The organism is Teichococcus rhizosphaerae (assembly GCF_002631185.1).
In the GTDB taxonomy this organism is placed as follows: Bacteria; Pseudomonadota; Alphaproteobacteria; order Acetobacterales; family Acetobacteraceae; genus Pseudoroseomonas; species Pseudoroseomonas rhizosphaerae.
The window spans coordinates 64,008-78,019 of sequence record NZ_PDNU01000003.1 but is presented as its reverse complement, the minus strand read 5'-3'; the positions used below and the strand labels follow the sequence as shown (position 1 = coordinate 78,019).

The 14,012-nt window shown below is 72.7% G+C and carries 16 protein-coding genes; 9 read left to right on the top strand and 7 right to left on the bottom strand.

Annotation, left to right across the window (positions count from 1 at the left end; translation table 11 throughout):
- Positions 1-5 precede the first annotated feature (5 nt).
- Complete coding sequence (locus CR162_RS02765; RefSeq protein ID WP_099094011.1) at positions 6-386, top strand: methylglyoxal synthase; 381 nt, start codon at positions 6-8, stop codon at positions 384-386.
- Here the strand turns inward: CR162_RS02765 and CR162_RS02760 are convergent.
- The 3 genes from CR162_RS02760 to CR162_RS02750 all read right to left on the bottom strand — a co-directional run bounded on the left by CR162_RS02760 (position 334) and on the right by CR162_RS02750 (position 2,738).
- On the bottom strand, positions 334-1,272 hold the full coding sequence (locus tag CR162_RS02760; RefSeq protein ID WP_099094010.1) for a diacylglycerol/lipid kinase family protein: 939 nt from the start codon (positions 1,270-1,272) through the stop codon (positions 334-336). The two genes, CR162_RS02765 and CR162_RS02760, sit on opposite strands and share 53 nt — an antisense overlap.
- A gap of 59 nt (positions 1,273-1,331) precedes the next feature.
- Entirely contained in the window at positions 1,332-2,315 is a 984-nt protein-coding gene (locus tag CR162_RS02755) for a 2-hydroxyacid dehydrogenase (RefSeq protein WP_099094009.1), read from the bottom strand.
- Positions 2,316-2,516: 201 nt separating this feature from the next.
- Entirely contained in the window at positions 2,517-2,738 is a 222-nt protein-coding gene (locus tag CR162_RS02750) for a hypothetical protein (RefSeq protein ID WP_141563059.1), read from the bottom strand.
- On the opposite strand from CR162_RS02750, the gene CR162_RS02745 reads away from it, so the two are divergent.
- Positions 2,728-4,002, top strand: a complete 1,275-nt coding sequence (locus CR162_RS02745; RefSeq protein ID WP_141563058.1) for a hypothetical protein — start codon at positions 2,728-2,730, stop codon at positions 4,000-4,002. The genes CR162_RS02750 and CR162_RS02745 overlap by 11 nt on opposite strands.
- A gap of 195 nt (positions 4,003-4,197) precedes the next feature.
- Here CR162_RS02745 and CR162_RS02740 read toward each other — a convergent pair whose 3' ends face one another.
- Genes CR162_RS02740 through CR162_RS02730 form a run of 3 tightly spaced genes read right to left on the bottom strand, consistent with a single transcriptional unit; the run spans position 4,198 to position 7,183 of the window.
- Positions 4,198-5,334: a bifunctional 2-methylcitrate synthase/citrate synthase gene (locus CR162_RS02740; RefSeq protein WP_099094006.1), complete on the bottom strand. Its 1,137-nt coding sequence runs from the start codon at positions 5,332-5,334 to the stop codon at positions 4,198-4,200.
- Positions 5,331-5,657, bottom strand: coding sequence for a hypothetical protein (locus CR162_RS02735; RefSeq protein ID WP_099094005.1), 327 nt, complete (start codon positions 5,655-5,657; stop codon positions 5,331-5,333). Before CR162_RS02735 ends, CR162_RS02740 begins: the two co-directional genes overlap by 4 nt.
- Before the next feature lie 2 nt (positions 5,658-5,659).
- Positions 5,660-7,183, bottom strand: a complete 1,524-nt coding sequence (locus CR162_RS02730; RefSeq protein WP_099094004.1) for an MmgE/PrpD family protein — start codon at positions 7,181-7,183, stop codon at positions 5,660-5,662.
- Between the two features lie 111 nt (positions 7,184-7,294).
- Here CR162_RS02730 and CR162_RS02725 point away from each other — a divergent pair, with 111 nt between their 5' ends.
- From CR162_RS02725 to CR162_RS22275, 7 genes are all read left to right on the top strand, one after another.
- Positions 7,295-8,218 carry a LysR family transcriptional regulator gene (locus tag CR162_RS02725; RefSeq protein ID WP_099094003.1) on the top strand — a complete coding sequence of 308 codons (924 nt, stop codon included), beginning with the start codon at positions 7,295-7,297 and terminating at the stop codon, positions 8,216-8,218.
- Positions 8,219-8,531: 313 nt separating this feature from the next.
- Positions 8,532-9,770 carry a D-alanyl-D-alanine carboxypeptidase family protein gene (locus CR162_RS02720; protein ID WP_099094002.1) on the top strand — a complete coding sequence of 413 codons (1,239 nt, stop codon included), beginning with the start codon at positions 8,532-8,534 and terminating at the stop codon, positions 9,768-9,770.
- Positions 9,771-9,960: 190 nt separating this feature from the next.
- Positions 9,961-11,337 (top strand): dihydroorotase, encoded by a 1,377-nt coding sequence (locus tag CR162_RS02715; protein WP_099094001.1) that lies wholly within the window; start codon positions 9,961-9,963, stop codon positions 11,335-11,337.
- Complete coding sequence (locus CR162_RS02710; protein WP_099094000.1) at positions 11,337-11,549, top strand: hypothetical protein; 213 nt, start codon at positions 11,337-11,339, stop codon at positions 11,547-11,549. The genes CR162_RS02715 and CR162_RS02710 overlap by 1 nt, the downstream gene beginning before the upstream one ends.
- Positions 11,542-11,754, top strand: a complete 213-nt coding sequence (locus CR162_RS02705) for a hypothetical protein (protein ID WP_099093999.1) — start codon at positions 11,542-11,544, stop codon at positions 11,752-11,754. The genes CR162_RS02710 and CR162_RS02705 overlap by 8 nt, the downstream gene beginning before the upstream one ends.
- A 32-nt stretch (positions 11,755-11,786) precedes the next feature.
- Positions 11,787-12,791, top strand: coding sequence for an N-carbamoyl-D-amino-acid hydrolase (locus tag CR162_RS02700; protein ID WP_099093998.1), 1,005 nt, complete (start codon positions 11,787-11,789; stop codon positions 12,789-12,791).
- Positions 12,792-12,878: 87 nt separating this feature from the next.
- Positions 12,879-13,148: a hypothetical protein gene (locus tag CR162_RS22275; RefSeq protein WP_176559687.1), complete on the top strand. Its 270-nt coding sequence runs from the start codon at positions 12,879-12,881 to the stop codon at positions 13,146-13,148.
- An 80-nt stretch (positions 13,149-13,228) separates the two neighbouring features.
- Here CR162_RS22275 and CR162_RS02690 read toward each other — a convergent pair whose 3' ends face one another.
- Positions 13,229-13,870 carry an aspartate/glutamate racemase family protein gene (locus CR162_RS02690; RefSeq protein WP_099093997.1) on the bottom strand — a complete coding sequence of 214 codons (642 nt, stop codon included), beginning with the start codon at positions 13,868-13,870 and terminating at the stop codon, positions 13,229-13,231.
- Between the last annotated feature and the right edge of the window lie 142 nt (positions 13,871-14,012).

Here is a 14,012-nt window from a genome sequence, read left to right as displayed (position 1 = left end):
CGCGCATGGCCATCACCCTCGCCCTGGTCGCGCATGACCGGATGAAGCCGGCGCTCGCCGAATGGGCGGCGCGGCACGCGGCGGAGCTGGCGCCGCACCGCATCATCGGCACCGCCACCACGGGCGGCGTGCTGCGCGAGCGCAACCCCGATCTCGACATCCGCACGGTCAAGAGCGGGCCGCTCGGCGGCGACCAGCAGATTGGCGGCATGATCGCCGAAGGGGAGATCGAGGCGCTGATCTTCTTCCCCGACCCGCTGGCGCCGCAGGCGCATGACGTGGACGTCAAGGCGCTGCTGCGCATCGCGCTGGTCTATGACGTGCCCTGCGCCTTCAGCCCGGCGACGGCGGACCTTCTGGTGGCGGGCGGTCTGCTGCGGCGCTGACGGCCTCGGGCGCCAGCACGCGCAGCGCGCCGGGGCGGATGCTGTAGCGCAGCGGGGTGGCCATGGTGGCCACCTCGCCATCGAGCGAGACGCGCAGCACCGGCGAGCGGCTGCGGATCTCGGCTTCCGTCACGCACCGCATCTCGAAGTCCCGCTCCGCCCGCAGCCGGCCAAGCGCCGCGCGCAGGCCGAGGCGCAGCAGCCCCAGCCGGCTGCGGTGGCGCGTGACGCAAAGGCAGAGCGTGCCCTCGTCCAGCGCCGCGCGGGTGCCGGCATGCGGCAGGCTGGTCTTGTAGGTGTTGTTGCCGATGAAGACGAGCGGCGTGCGCAGCCGCTCCTGCCGCCCCCCTGACCGCACCAGCAGGCGCCGCCGCGCGAAGCGGAGGAAGATGCGCGCCGAGGCCAGCAGCATGGCCGGCCCCTTGCGCCAGCCGCGGCGGCGGCGGTGTCGGTCGCGCTCCGCCACCATGTCGGCGTAAAGGCCGACCGAGGAGTTGTTGATGAAGACCCGCCCGTTCACCTCCGCCACGTCCACCCTGCGGAGATGACCGGCGGCGATGATGGCCGCCGCCGCCTCCGGCTCGGCCGGGATGCCGAGGTCTCGCGCGAAGTGGTTGAGGGTGCCGAGGGGCAGCACGCCGAGCGGCGTTCCGCTGCCCGCCAGCAGCCCCGCCACGGTGCCGATGGTGCCGTCGCCACCTCCGGCCACGATGGCGTCCCAGGGCTCCTCCAGGGCCGCCCGGGCGGTCTCCAGGACCTCCCCGCCCCCGACCTGTGCGATGCTGGCGCAGACGCCGTGCCGGGCGAAGGCGGCGGCGATGCGGAGGGAAAGGTCCTCCCCCCGCACCGAGCCGCCGCCGGCATTGATGATGACCTTCACGCGCATGGCGGATCAAGCCGCCAGCCGCCGTCAGGTTTCCGCTTGGACGGGAAAGGGCCGCCCGCTCAGGCCGAAAGGTCGATCTCGTCCTGCAGCGCCTCGCCCCGGAAGAAGCGGCCGATATTGGCCGTGGCGCCCGCCACCTTGGCCTCCATGGCGTCCAGCGTGCCGGCGGCGACGTGCGGCGTCAGCACCACGTTGTCGAGCGCGAAAAGCGGGTTGTCCGGGCGCGGCGGCTCGGGCTCGAACACGTCGATGCCAGCGGCGCGGATGGTGCCCGCCTTCAGCGCACGGGCCAGCGCCGCCTCGTCCACCACCGCGCCGCGGGCGCAATTGATCAGCACCGCGTCGCGCCGCATTCGCGCGAGGGTGTCGTCGCTGAACAGGTGGTGCGTCTCGGGCGTGGCCGGCAGGTGCAGCGTCACCACCTCGGACTCGCGCAGCAGCTCGTCCAGCTCCACGCGGCGGAAGCCGAGCGCCAGCTCCAGCCCCTCGGGCAGCTTCTGGTAGGGATCGGCGTAGAGGCCGCGCACCTTGAAGGGCTGCAGCAGCGCCGCGACCGCAGAGCCGATGCGCCCCATGCCGACGATGCCCACCGTGCGGCCGCGCAGGTTGCGCGAGACGGTGCGCAGCGCCGTGCCGAGCCATTCGCCGCGCCGCATGGCCGCGTCGGTGCGCGGGATGTGCCGCAGGCAGGCGAACATCAGCGCCAGCGCGTGCTCGCTCACCACCTCGGCGGTGCCGGAGGGGTTGATGGCCAGGCGGATGTTCCGCGCGCGCAGCTCCGGGATGGGCGTCTCGCCCTGCCAGCCCACGCCCTGGTGCTGCACCAGCTTCAGCCGGGGCGCCTTCTCCACCCATTCCGGCCGCAGCACGGCGGGCGCCACGATCACCGCATCGGCGATGGCGAGCTTCTCCAGCCGCTCCGCGTCGCTGTTGGCCGAAAGGGTCAGCAGCTCGCACCCTTCCGGCAGGGCCTTGCGCCACATGGCGTAGACCGCCTCCGGCGCATGGCTCAGATACAGGACGCGGTGCAGATTCTCGGTCATGGACGTTCCTCGTGGCACGGGGCGCGCAGCCAGCGCCGCGCGGCGGGCCGAAGCTAGGCCAGCCGTGCCGCCACGAAAAGCGCGCCCGGCCACAAGAAGCTCCGCCCATGGAAAAAGGCCCGCGGGAAAGGGGCCACAGAAAAAGGCGCCGTGCGGCCACGGCGCCTTTTCTCGCTTCCGGCCGTGCCTCCGGCCGGCGGCTCAGTTGCCGGCGGGGGCCTCGGCCTTGGCCTCCGCTTCCGCCTCGGGCTCGCGCTCGGGCGCGCTCATCGGCTCGGCCTCCGCGGCCGGCGCCTCGGCGGCCTTCTTGCGGCGCGCGCGCGCGGGCTTGGGCGCCGGCGCGTCGTCACGGCCGGCATCGCCGAGCACCGCCTCGGCCACCGCCGCCGCCTGCTGCGGCATTTCCGCCAGCGTGTCGATCATGCTCTCGCCCAGCGCCACGGCGGCCTGCCTGGCCTTGCGCGGCGCCGCGGCACGGCGCCGGGCCGGAGCCGCCGCCTTCGGCGTGGTGGCCTTGCGTGCCGTCGTCGCCGTGCGGCTCGTCGCCGTGCTCTTGCGGGCGGCGCTCGCCTTCGGCGTGGCGGACTTGCGCGCCGTCGTCGCCGTGCGGCTCGTCGCCGTGCTCTTGCGGGCGGCGCTCGCCTTCGGCGTGGCGGCCTTGCGCGCCGTCGTCGCCGTGCGGCTCGTCGCCGTGCTCTTGCGGGCGGCGCTCGCCTTCGGCGTGGCGGACTTGCGCGCCGTCGTCGCCGTGCGGCTCGTCGCCGTGCTCTTGCGGGCGGCGCTCGCCTTCGGCGTGGCGGCCTTGCGCGCCGTCGTCGCCGTGCGGCTCGTCGCCGTGCTCTTGCGCGCGGGGCTCGCCTTCGGCGTGGCGGCCTTGCGCGCCGTCGTCGCCGTGCTCTTGCGCGCGGTGCTCGCCTTCGGCGTGGCGGCCTTGCGCGCCGTCGTCGCCGTGCTCTTGCGCGCGGGGCTCGCCTTCGGCGTGGCGGCCTTGCGCGCCGTCGTTGCCGTGCTCTTGCGGGCGGGGCTCGCCTTCGGCGTGGCGGCCTTGCGTGCCGTCGTCGCCGTGCGGCTCGTCGCCGTGCTCTTGCGGGCGGCGCTGGCCTTCGGCGCGGCGGCCTTGCGCGCCGTTGTCGCCGTGCGGCTCGTCGCCGTGCCCTTGCGGGCGGCGCTCGCCTTCGGCGCGGCGGCCTTGCGCGCGGGCGCCTTGGTGGCGGTCTTGGCGGCGCCGCGCGCGGCCGGCGTCCTGGCCGTGGACTTCGCCGCAGCCTTCGCGGGAGTGGCCTTCGCGGCCGTCTTCTTCGGCGCTGCCTTCGCGGGGGCCTTGGCCGCGGTCTTGGCGGGAGCCTTGCGGCCGGCGGAGCTTGCCTTGCGGGTGGCCGCGGTGCGGCGGCTGGCGCTCATCGCCATGGGCAGCGCGCGGGGCGGGCTGCTCGTCGTGTCGTCACTCATGTGCTGGTCTCCTTTTCTTGCCAACCGACGCCGCCCGGCATGCCGGGGCGATGCGCGCCGTTTCCGGCCTGCGCACCGCTCCGGAAATGCCCTTGCCCGGACGGGCGCAACAGAAAGGCTCCGCACCCGATTGGCCTGTGGCCCTTCGCGGTGTCGTGCCCTGCCTGGCCGCCCATGCGAGCTGTCCTTCCGAACCGTGCCGCCCTTGCCGGCATCCGATGCGCACGAGGTCTCTTGACACTCACCATGCGAATCGCGCGGAACCGGTACGCGACGGAAACACGCTATCTTCACGCGCAATCCGCTTGTCAACGAAATCCGCCCCTCGCCGTTGCAAATCCACCGCGCGAAAAGCACCGCATGCCTGAACGACAAACGCGGCGCCGTTGCCCGGCGCCGCGTTCCTGTTGCGGAGTCCTTGAAGGAAAGGAAATCAGCCGCGCGCGCCGAGCGCGGGAACCTCGCGCTGCGCCACGCCGGTGTAGTGCGAGAGCGGGCGGATGAGCCGGTTGTCGGCCGCCTGCTCGATGACGTGCGCCGCCCAGCCGGTGATGCGGCTGGCCACGAAGATCGGGGTGAAGAGCGGGATGTCGAAGCCCATCAGGTGGTAGGCGGGGCCGGCGGGGAAATCGAGGTTGGGATGGATGTTCTTGCGCTCCAGCATGGCGGCGGCCAGCAGGCGGCTCATCTCCATCCAGCGGCGGTCGCCCACCACCTCGGCCATCTTCTCCGCGTACCTGGTCATGGTGGGCACGCGGCTGTCGCCGTTCTTGTAGACGCGATGGCCGAAGCCCATCACCAGCGCCTTGTGGTCGAACTTGCCCTCCAGCCAGGCGACCGCCTTCGACGGCTCGCCGATCTCGGCCAGCATGTGCATGACCGCCTCGTTGGCGCCGCCATGCAGCGGGCCCTTCAGGGCGGCGATGCCGGCGGTGACGGCGCCGTGCAGGTCGGCGCCCGTGCTGGTGACGGTGCGGGCGGTGAAGGTGGAGGCGTTGAAGCCGTGCTCGGCATAGAGGATCAGGGAAACGTCGAAGGCCTTGACCACCTCGGGCTGCGGCACCTTGCCGAACACGACATGAAAGAAGTTCTCGGCGAAGGTGAGCTTCGGGTCGGGCTCCACCGGCGCCTGGCCCTTGGTGGCGCGGTGCGCGGCGGCGATGGCGGTCGGGATCTTGGCCAGCAGGCGCATCGCCTTGCGCCGCGTCGCGGGCTCGGAGACATCCGCCGCCTCCGGGTCCTCCATGCCGAGGAAGCTGACGGCGGTGCGGATCGCGTCCATCGGGTGCGCGTCGTGCGGGAAGGCCTGGATCACCTGGTGCAGCGCCGGGCTGATGCCGCGCTGCGAGGCTTCCTCGCGCCGGAACCCGGCGAGCTGCTCGGCATTCGGCAGCTCGCCGTTCCACAGCAGGTAGGCCACCTCCTCGAAGGAGCACTGCTCCGCCAGGTCCTGCACGGCATAGCCGCGATAGGTCAGGCTGTTGGTTTCCGGCATCACCTTGGAGACGGCGGAAACATCGGCGATGACGCCGACCAGGCCCTTGCGGATGTCGGGCTGGGTGTCGCTCATGGGTGTCGTTCCTTCCTGGGTGGTTCTTGGCAAGGGGGCGGCGCCTGGAAAGGCGGCCGGTTCCGCCGCCGGCGCCGCCCTTCCGGGCGCCGCAGCAGCAGGCCGGGCTCGCCTTCCTCGGTGCCGGCCCCGTCGCTGGCGGCAACGGGGCGGAAGCCGTGGCGTGCGCAGAAGGCGCGCGCCGCGTGGTTGCGGGCGATGCGGAACAGGCCGACGCGCGGGCCGGGCGGCTCGCCCGCCGCCTCCCGCGCGGCGCGGTGGATGGCCGCGCGGCGCGGCGCGTCCTCCGGCCGCCCGGGGCGCGGGGTGACGCCCGGCGGCACGCTCAGAAGATGCCCGGCCTACCCTCGGCCAGCGCGCCGCGCGGCAGGCTGACATTGAGCAGGTGCAGCTCGCCCGCGCCGAGGGCCGGCAGGTCCTGCACCACATCGAGGAAGCGGCGGCTCTCGCGCGGCGAGATCAGCCCCTCGGTCAGGATCTCGAACTTGCGGATGTAGTCCGCCCGGCCGAAGGGCCTGGCGCCCAGCGGGTGGGCATTGGCCACCGCCATCTCGTCCACCAGCGTCGTGCCGTCCTTGAAGACGATCTCCACCCGCGCGCCGAAGGCCTTCTCGTCCGGATCGGTCGAGTGGTAGCGGCGGGTCCACTCCGGGTCCTCGCGCGTCTCGATCTTGTGCCACAGCCGCACCGTGTCGGCCCGCCCGGCGCGCTTCGGCGCGTAGCTGTCCACATGGTGCCAGCGCCCGTCCTGCAGGGCGACCGCGAAGATGTACATGATGGAGTGGTCCAGCGTCTCGCGGCTGGCCTTGGGGTCCATCTTCTGCGGGTCGTTGGCGCCGGTGCCGATCACGTAGTGGGTGTGGTGGCTGGTGTGGATGATGATCTTCTCGATCGCCTCCTGGTCCGGGATCTGCTCCCGCAGCTTGAAGGCGAGGTCGATCAGCGCCTGGCTCTGGTACTCGGCCGAGTGCTCCTTGGTGTAGGTGTCGAGGATGGCGCGCTTGGGCTCGCCCTTCTCCGGCAGCGGCACCTCGTAATAGGTGGGGCCATAGACGTCGTCGCGGTTGCTGCGGCCGGAGAGGACCCAGGCGATGACCGAATCCTCGCCCTCGTAGATCGGGCTCGGCGCGCCCTCGCCGCGCATGGCGCGGTCCACCGCCTCGACGGCCAGCTTGCCGGCATGGGCGGGCGCGAAGGCCTTCCAGGAGGAGATCTCGCCCTTGCGGCTCTGGCGGAAGGTGATGGAGGTGTGCAGCGCCTGCTGCACCGCCTGGTAGATCACCTCCTGCTTCAGCCCGAGCAGCGTGCCGATGCCCGCCGCGGCCGAGGGCCCGAGATGGGCGATGTGGTCCACCTTGTGCTCGTGCAGGCAGATGGCGCGCACCAGGTCCACCTGGATCTCATAGCCGGTGGCGAGGCCGCGGATCAGGTCCTTGCCGGAGCGGCCCATGGTCTGCGCCACGGCCAGCACGGGCGGGATGTTGTCGCCGGGGTGCGAATAGTCGGCGGCGAGGAAGGTGTCGTGCATGTCGAGCTCGCGCACCGCCGTGCCGTTCGCCCAGGCCGCCCACTCGGGCGAGAAGCCCTTGCTGCCGGGCAGGCCGAAGATGGTGGCGCCGCCCGAGCGCGGGTGGCCCATCGCCATGGCGCGCGCCGAGGTGGGGGCGGAGCGGTTGATCGCCGCGATCGCCACCGCCGCGTTGTCGATGATGCGGTTGATGATCATCTCCGCCACCGGCTTCTGCACCGCCACCTTGTCGGCGGCGACTCCGGCGATCTTCCAGGCCAGCTGCTCCTCGCGCGGCAGCAGCGCCTTGGAGGGGTGGACCTTGACGGGGTGTTTCTTCATGAGCGGGCGCTCTCCCTCATTCCTGTAGAACGGCGGCGCTGTTGTGCGCCGCCGCAGCGCCATCGTCCATTCCGATTGACGGCGCGGCACGATAGCTTTTCCGTATCGCCGATGGATTTCCGACTCCTCCGCCGCCTCGGGCATTTCCTCGCCGTCGCCGAGGAAGGGCATTTCGGCCGCGCCGCCGCGCGGCTTGGCCTGTCGCAGCCGCCGCTCACCGCGCAGATCCAGGCGCTGGAGGCGGAGCTCGGCGTGCGGCTGCTGGAGCGCACCCGCAAGGGCGCGCGGCCGACGCGCGAGGGCGAGGCGCTGCTGCCGCTGGCGCGCCGCGTGGCGGAGGACGCCGCCTCGCTGGAGGCGTTGGCGCGCGAGCTGCGCGCGGGGCGGCACGCGCCCGTGGCCATCGCCTGCGTCACCTCCGGCATGTTCGATCACCTGCCGCCGCTGGTGCGGGGCCTGCGCGCGGCGCGCCCCGAGGCGGCCGTCGCGGTGCGCGAGATGGACACGGCCGACGCGGTGGAGGCGCTGCGACGCGGCGAGGTGGACATCGCCCTGCTGCGCCTGGACCGCGACCGGCCGCCGGTGCGCATGCTGCCGCTCGGCGAGGACATGCTGGTGGCGGCGCTGCCCGAGGGCCACCCGCTGCTCGCCCCCTATCCCGGCGCGTTGCCGCTCTCGGCGCTGGCCGGCGCGCCGCTGCTCACCCTGCCGCGCTCGATCAGCCCCGCCTATTTCGACGCGCTCGTCACCGCCTGCCGCGCCGCCGGCTTCGAGCCGCGCGGCGTGCGCGAGGTGGGCTCGGCCATGGCGCAGCTCGGCTTCGTCGCCTCCGGGCTCGGCGTCGCACTGGTGTCTTCCGGCATGGCGCGCATCCATCCGCCGGGCGTCGTGTTCCGCGAGCTGCGCGGGCCCATCCGCGCCGTCGGCGTCGCGCTGGCCTGGAACGAGGAGCGGCAGGGCGAGGCGGCGGCGGATATCGTCCGTGTCGCGCGGCAGGTGTTCGGCCGTCCGGCCACGCCCAGGCATGGCGGCTGAGCCCCCGCCGCCCTGGTGCGGCGATTCCTTCGCAGGCCGCGGCGCAACATGACCCCACACGCCGATTTTCCTGCTTGATCAGGCCATAAGAGCTTTCTTCTCAGGCGGCATGTCGGCATTGTGCGCGCGGCCTGGCCATGCAGGGGACCCTGCGCGCCCGGCACGCGGCCCGTTCATCCAAGGGCCGCGCGTGCGGCACGCAGGTTGCGTGGCCTGGCCTCGGTTCCGCGGGCGCTCGCCGGCGGAACTCCTGGGGGATGCTGGTCGGGGCGCCGGGGGCGGCGCCACGGCCACGCAGAGGGGGAAGGCCATCATGCTGGAGAACGGCATCACACACCGATGCCGCGCGGGCGTCTTCGCGCTGCTCGCCGCGGTCCTGCTTGTCCTGACATGCGCGCCCGCCCGGGCGCAGATCGGCGGCAGCCGCTACGCCGCCATCGTCGTCGACGCCGCCACGGGCGAGGAGCTGCTGGCGATCAACGCTGACGAGCCGCGCTACCCGGCCTCGCTGACCAAGATGATGACCCTCTACATGGTGTTCGACGCGATGGAGCGCGGCCGCCTCTCGGCCGGCACGCGCATCCCCGTTTCCCGCCACGCGGCGGGCCAGGAGCCCTCCAAGCTGGGGCTGAAGGCGGGCGGCAGCATCGCGGTGCGGGATGCCATCATGGCGCTGGTGACGAAGTCGGCCAACGATGCCGCCGCGGCGCTCGGCGAGCATCTCGGCGGCAGCGAGGTGCAGTTCGGCCGCATGATGACGCGCAAGGCGCACGCGCTCGGCATGCGCAACACCAGCTTCCGCAACGCCTCCGGCCTGCCGGACGCCAACCAGGTGACCACGGCGCGCGACATGGCCATCCTCAGCCGCGCGCTGATCCAGCACTTCCCCGGGCGCTACGCCTATTTCAGCGCCCGCAGCTTCCGCTACGCCGGCCAGAGCATGGGCAACCACAACCGCCTGCTCACCGAGTATGACGGCGCCGACGGCATCAAGACCGGCTACATCCGCGCCAGCGGCTTCAACCTCGCGGCCAGCGCCGAGCGCCATGGCACGCGGCTGGTGGCGGTGGTGTTCGGCGGCGCCAACAGCCGCGAGCGCGACGACCATGTGATGGCCCTGCTCGACCGCGGCTTCGCCGAGCGGCGGCGCGGCCTGCCGCCCGACATGCTGATGGCGCGTGGCGGCGCGCTGGGCGGCGGCGCCCGGCTGGTGGGCGCGGCGCAGGCGGCGCCGATGGCGGCTCCCGTCGCGCGCCTGCGCGAGCCGAACGCGAAGCCGCCCGCCAGGCCGGTGACGCCCGCCGCGAGCCGCGCCCCGCGCGCCGCCTCCGGGGGCGGCAAGTGGGTGGCGCAGGTCGGCGCCTTCGCCGACAGCGGCATCGCCCGGCAGGCCGCCAACCGCGCGGCGCGCGGCCCCGGCACCGCGCGGGTGCAGTCGGTGCGGGTGGATGGCAAGCGCTTCTGGCGGGCGCAGGTGACCAACCTCTCGGCCGCCCAGGCGCGCCGCATCTGCCAGCAGATGCGCGGCCCCTGCATGGTGATCTCCCCCTGAGGCCGGCCCGGCCGGCGGCGCTCCGCCGGCCACGGCCCGTCCGCGCGGCCCGTCCAGGCGGCTCCTCCGGGCGGCTCCTCCGCGCGGCCCCTTCGCACGAATCATCCCCGCACCCGGTTGAGGCGATGCGGGGCCGGGCCTAGTCTTGCCGCCGCGTTCCTCCAACCCGAGCGAGGCGGATCTCCTGACGATGCAGCTTCCCTACGACCGCGTCCTGCGCGGCAACCTCGTGCTCCCCGACGGCATCCTGGAGGATGGCTATGTCGCGGTGCGCGGCGAGAGCATCGCGGCGATCGGCCAGGGCGAGTTGCCGCCCGCGCGCCAGGTGGACGACTTCTCCGGCCGCACCATCCTGCCCGGCCTCGTCGATGGCCACATGCACACCGGCAGCGCCATCGGCTGGCCAGGGATCGAGGGCGCCACCATGTCGGCGGCCGCCGGCGGCGTGACCACGGTGTGCGACATGCCCTACGACATCCCGCGCGCCGTCACCTCGGCGGCCATCTTCCGCGAGAAGGTGGAGGCGGTGCACCAGCTCTCGCATGTCGATGTCGCGCTCTACGGCACCATCCGCAAGACCGGCGGCGTGGACGAGATCGCGGGGCTGGCCGAGGCCGGCGCCTCCGCCTTCAAGCTCTCCACCTATGAATACGACGCGGTGCGCTTCCCGCGCATCGACCACCCCACCATGGTCGCGGCCTTCCGCGAGATCGCCAAAACCGGGCTGATGGTGGCCGTGCACAACGAGGACCAGGAGCTGGTCGAGCGGCTGACCGCCGAGGCGAAGGCGAGCGGCCGGGTCGATCCCATCATGCACGCCCGAACCCGCCCGCCGCTGGCCGAGACCATGGCGGATCTCGAGATCTTCGAGATCGGGCTCGAGACGGGCGCGCATGTGCACATCGCCCATTCCTCCGTGGCGCGCGGCTTCGAGATCGCCGAGAGCTTCCGCGCCATGGGCGGCCGCGCCAGCGGCGAGGCCTGCATCCAGTATCTCTGCATGACGGAGGAGGACCTCGTCCGCCTCAAGGGCTTCGGCAAGTGCAACCCCCCCTTCCGCACCGCCGAGGAAGTGGAGCGCATGTGGGCGGCGCTGGTGGCGGGCAAGATGGCCTATGTCTCCACCGACCACGCGCCCTGGCAGCGCGAGAAGAAGCTCGGTGACGACATCTTCGCCTGCGGCGCCGGCCTCACGGGCATGCAGAGCTACGCGCCGCTGATGTATTCCATGCTGCGCGAGCGCGGCCTGCCGCTGACGCTGATGGCGAAGTACTGCGCCGAGAACACCGCCCGCTACCACGGGCTGTTCCCCAAGAAGGGCGCCATCCGCCTCGGCTCGGACGCCGACCTGCTGGTGATGGAGGAAGGCGACTTCACCTTCGACGAGGCCATCATCCAGGACCGGCCGGATGCCCGCTGGTCGCCCTATCACGGCCGGCCGATGAAGGCGCGCGTCGCCGCCACCTTCCTGCGCGGCGCGCAGGTGTGGGACGGCACGGCGGTGACGGCGAAGCCCGGCCAGGGCCGCTTCGTGCCGCGCCAGCACCGCGAGAGCGCGCTCGGCTGATGCGCGGCGCACTGGTGGCGGCGGCGACGGTGGGTGCCTTCGCCCTCTGGATCTGGCTGACCGGGCCGGGCACCAGCCTGCCGCTGGCGCTGGGCGGCGGGCTGTTCGCGCTGCTCGCCGGGCGCGTCGCCTACCGGCTTCTGACGCCGCGGTCCACCGACCATGACACGGCCCCCGAGGGCGCCCAGAACAAGGGAGAGCGCGATGTTTGACGTGCGCGAGGAGAAGGACGGCAGCTTCGCGGTCTGGATCGCGGGCCGGGAGCGCCTGGCCATGCTGAAGACAGAGGCCGCCGCCGTGGCGCTGATGGAAGCCTTCGAGGATGCCTGGGACGAGGCCTTCATGCGGGCCGTGGCCGAGGTGCAGGAGGACTACGCGGCCGACTTCATCGACCCGCTGCCGCCCGCCACCAACTGACAGCTTCCCGACCCGACGAGGAGTAGAGCCTCATGTCCCGCCGCTTGACCGTCGCCGCCGCCCAGCTCGGTCCCATCCAGAAGGCCGAGCCGCGGCCGGCCGTCGTCGCCCGCCTGGTGCGGCTGATGGAGACCGCGCACCGGCGCGGCGCCGAGGTCGTGGTCTTCCCCGAGCTGGCGCTGACCACCTTCTTCCCGCGCTGGTACGAGGAGGACATCAACAACGCCGACCACTGGTACGAGCAGGCGCTGCCCTCCAACGAGACGGCGCCGCTGTTCGAGGCGGCGCGGAAGTTCAACATCGGCTTCCATCTCGGCTATGCCGAGATCGCGCATGAGGCGGACGAGACGGGCGTGGTGCGCAAGCGCCACTTCAACACCGCCGTCTATGTCCACCCCAGCGGCGAGGTGGTGCTGAAGTACCGCAAGGTTCACCTGCCCGGGCACCGCGAGTTCGACCCGAAGCGCCGCGTGCAGCACCTGGAGAAGCGCTACTTCGAGGTGGGCAACCTGGGCTTCCCCGTGGTGCGGGCGCCGGTCGGCCAGGCCGGGCCGGTCAACATCGGCATGCTGATCTGCAACGACCGCCGCTGGCCCGAGGCCTGGCGCGTGCTGGGGCTGCAGCAGGTCGAGCTGGTGATGCTGGGCTACAACACGCCCTCCATCAACCAGGATGCCAAGGGGTTCGAGGCGCACCACCTGCGGGTGCTGCATTCCCACCTCTCCATCCAGGCGGGCTGCTACCAGAATGCCTGCTTCGGCGTGGGCGTGGCCAAGGCGGGGGTGGAGGATGGCTGCGAGCTGTTCGGCCACTCCATCATCGTCAACCCGCAGGGCGAGATCATGGCCCAGGCGACGAGCTGGGACGACGAGCTGATCGTGGCCGATTGCGACCTCGACCAGTGCACCCTCGGCCGCACCAGCATCTTCAACTTCGCCGCCCATCGCCGGCCCGAGGCTTATGGCCGCATCGTGGAGCAGACGGGCAGCGTGGCACCGCCCGAGTGGCAGCCGGCGGCTGCCCGCGCCGCCGAGTAAAAACGCCGTAATCCGGCGGAAAGATGGCGGGGCGGGCCATATCCCCGCCCACCTCCATCACCATCTCTGGCGGCGGAGGTGATCCCCATGGCCGAAGAAACCCCCGCCCGACGCCGCTTCGGGCTGCTGTTGCTGGGCGCCCTGCTGCTGCCCCTCGCCCCCGCCCGCGCGGATGACGATGATGACGACGACGATGATGATGATGACGAAGGCCGGCGGCGCCGCGGCTGGCTGTCCGGATCACGCCGCGACCGGGACGACGAGGACCGGGATGACGACGACGACGACAATGATGATGATGACCGCCGCCGTCCCGGCTGGAACCGGCGCGAAAGGGATGACGACGATGATGACTGAGGGGCCCGCCCTTCAGCCCCTCTGACTGTCCCTGGGCCGGTGGGAGGGCCGCGAAAGGCCCTCTGTGTCCGGCCCCTCTTCTACCCCGTCGCCAGCAGCGCCTGCACCGCAGCGGCCTGGCAGGGCTCGATCACCGGCACGCCGGCCGCGTCCTCCACTGCCGCCCGGTGCCCCGCCATGCCCGCGCAGCCCAGGATGACGGCCTCCGCCCCTTCCGCGACGAGGGCGCGGGCGGTATCGCACAGCGCGCCGCGCGCCGCGCGGAGGTCGGTCAGCGTCTCCATGGGCAGGTTGAGCGCGATGCTGGCGGCGAGGCGCTGCTCCGCCCCCATGGCCTGCAAGGCCCGCCGCTGCCGCGCCTTGGAGGCATCGACGAAGGCGATGACGCCGAAGCGCTCCGCCCGCGCCAGCGCCGCCGCCACGGCCGCGCGGAACGGCCCGAAGACCGGGCGCGGCGTGACGCTGCGCACCGCCTCCAGGCCAGGGTCCGAGACGCAGGCGATGATGTAGGCCGCGGCCGGCTCGCTCTCCACCAGGCGGCAGAGCGGCTCGGCCACGCCGTACCAGTCCCGCCAGGAGGCGATGGCGGGCGGCCCGCCGGGCAGCGAGACCACCTCGAAGGGTGGGCGCCCCGGCAGGGCGTAGCCCGCGAGGCTCTCGGCGATGCCGCGCTTGCAGCTTTCCGAGCTGTTCGGGTTGATGACGAGGATACGATGGCCCATCTGCGGGGTATCCCCCGCCCGCTGGCGGCCGCGCAAGAGCCCGCCTGCCCGGCTCCTCCCGCCAAGGCTTGCCTTGCCAAGCTTCTCTTGATCGCCGCTTCCGGACATGCCGATATTGCGGCGCACACGGAATGCCCGGCAA

Excerpts from the sequence above, each read along its gene's own strand:
- CR162_RS02765 (WP_099094011.1), top strand. The coding sequence starts at position 6 with ATGGCCATCACCCTCGCCCTGGTCGCGCATGACCGGATGAAGCCGGCG.
- CR162_RS02760 (WP_099094010.1), bottom strand. The coding sequence starts at position 1,272 with ATGCGCGTGAAGGTCATCATCAATGCCGGCGGCGGCTCGGTGCGGGGG.
- CR162_RS02755 (WP_099094009.1), bottom strand. The coding sequence starts at position 2,315 with ATGACCGAGAATCTGCACCGCGTCCTGTATCTGAGCCATGCGCCGGAG.
- CR162_RS02750 (WP_141563059.1), bottom strand. The coding sequence starts at position 2,738 with ATGATCGACACGCTGGCGGAAATGCCGCAGCAGGCGGCGGCGGTGGCC.
- CR162_RS02740 (WP_099094006.1), bottom strand. The coding sequence starts at position 5,334 with ATGAGCGACACCCAGCCCGACATCCGCAAGGGCCTGGTCGGCGTCATC.
- CR162_RS02730 (WP_099094004.1), bottom strand. The coding sequence starts at position 7,183 with ATGAAGAAACACCCCGTCAAGGTCCACCCCTCCAAGGCGCTGCTGCCG.
- CR162_RS02725 (WP_099094003.1), top strand. The coding sequence starts at position 7,295 with ATGGATTTCCGACTCCTCCGCCGCCTCGGGCATTTCCTCGCCGTCGCC.
- CR162_RS02720 (WP_099094002.1), top strand. The coding sequence starts at position 8,532 with ATGCTGGAGAACGGCATCACACACCGATGCCGCGCGGGCGTCTTCGCG.
- CR162_RS02715 (WP_099094001.1), top strand. The coding sequence starts at position 9,961 with ATGCAGCTTCCCTACGACCGCGTCCTGCGCGGCAACCTCGTGCTCCCC.
- CR162_RS02710 (WP_099094000.1), top strand. The coding sequence starts at position 11,337 with ATGCGCGGCGCACTGGTGGCGGCGGCGACGGTGGGTGCCTTCGCCCTC.
- CR162_RS02705 (WP_099093999.1), top strand. The coding sequence starts at position 11,542 with ATGTTTGACGTGCGCGAGGAGAAGGACGGCAGCTTCGCGGTCTGGATC.
- CR162_RS02700 (WP_099093998.1), top strand. The coding sequence starts at position 11,787 with ATGTCCCGCCGCTTGACCGTCGCCGCCGCCCAGCTCGGTCCCATCCAG.
- CR162_RS22275 (WP_176559687.1), top strand. The coding sequence starts at position 12,879 with ATGGCCGAAGAAACCCCCGCCCGACGCCGCTTCGGGCTGCTGTTGCTG.
- CR162_RS02690 (WP_099093997.1), bottom strand. The coding sequence starts at position 13,870 with ATGGGCCATCGTATCCTCGTCATCAACCCGAACAGCTCGGAAAGCTGC.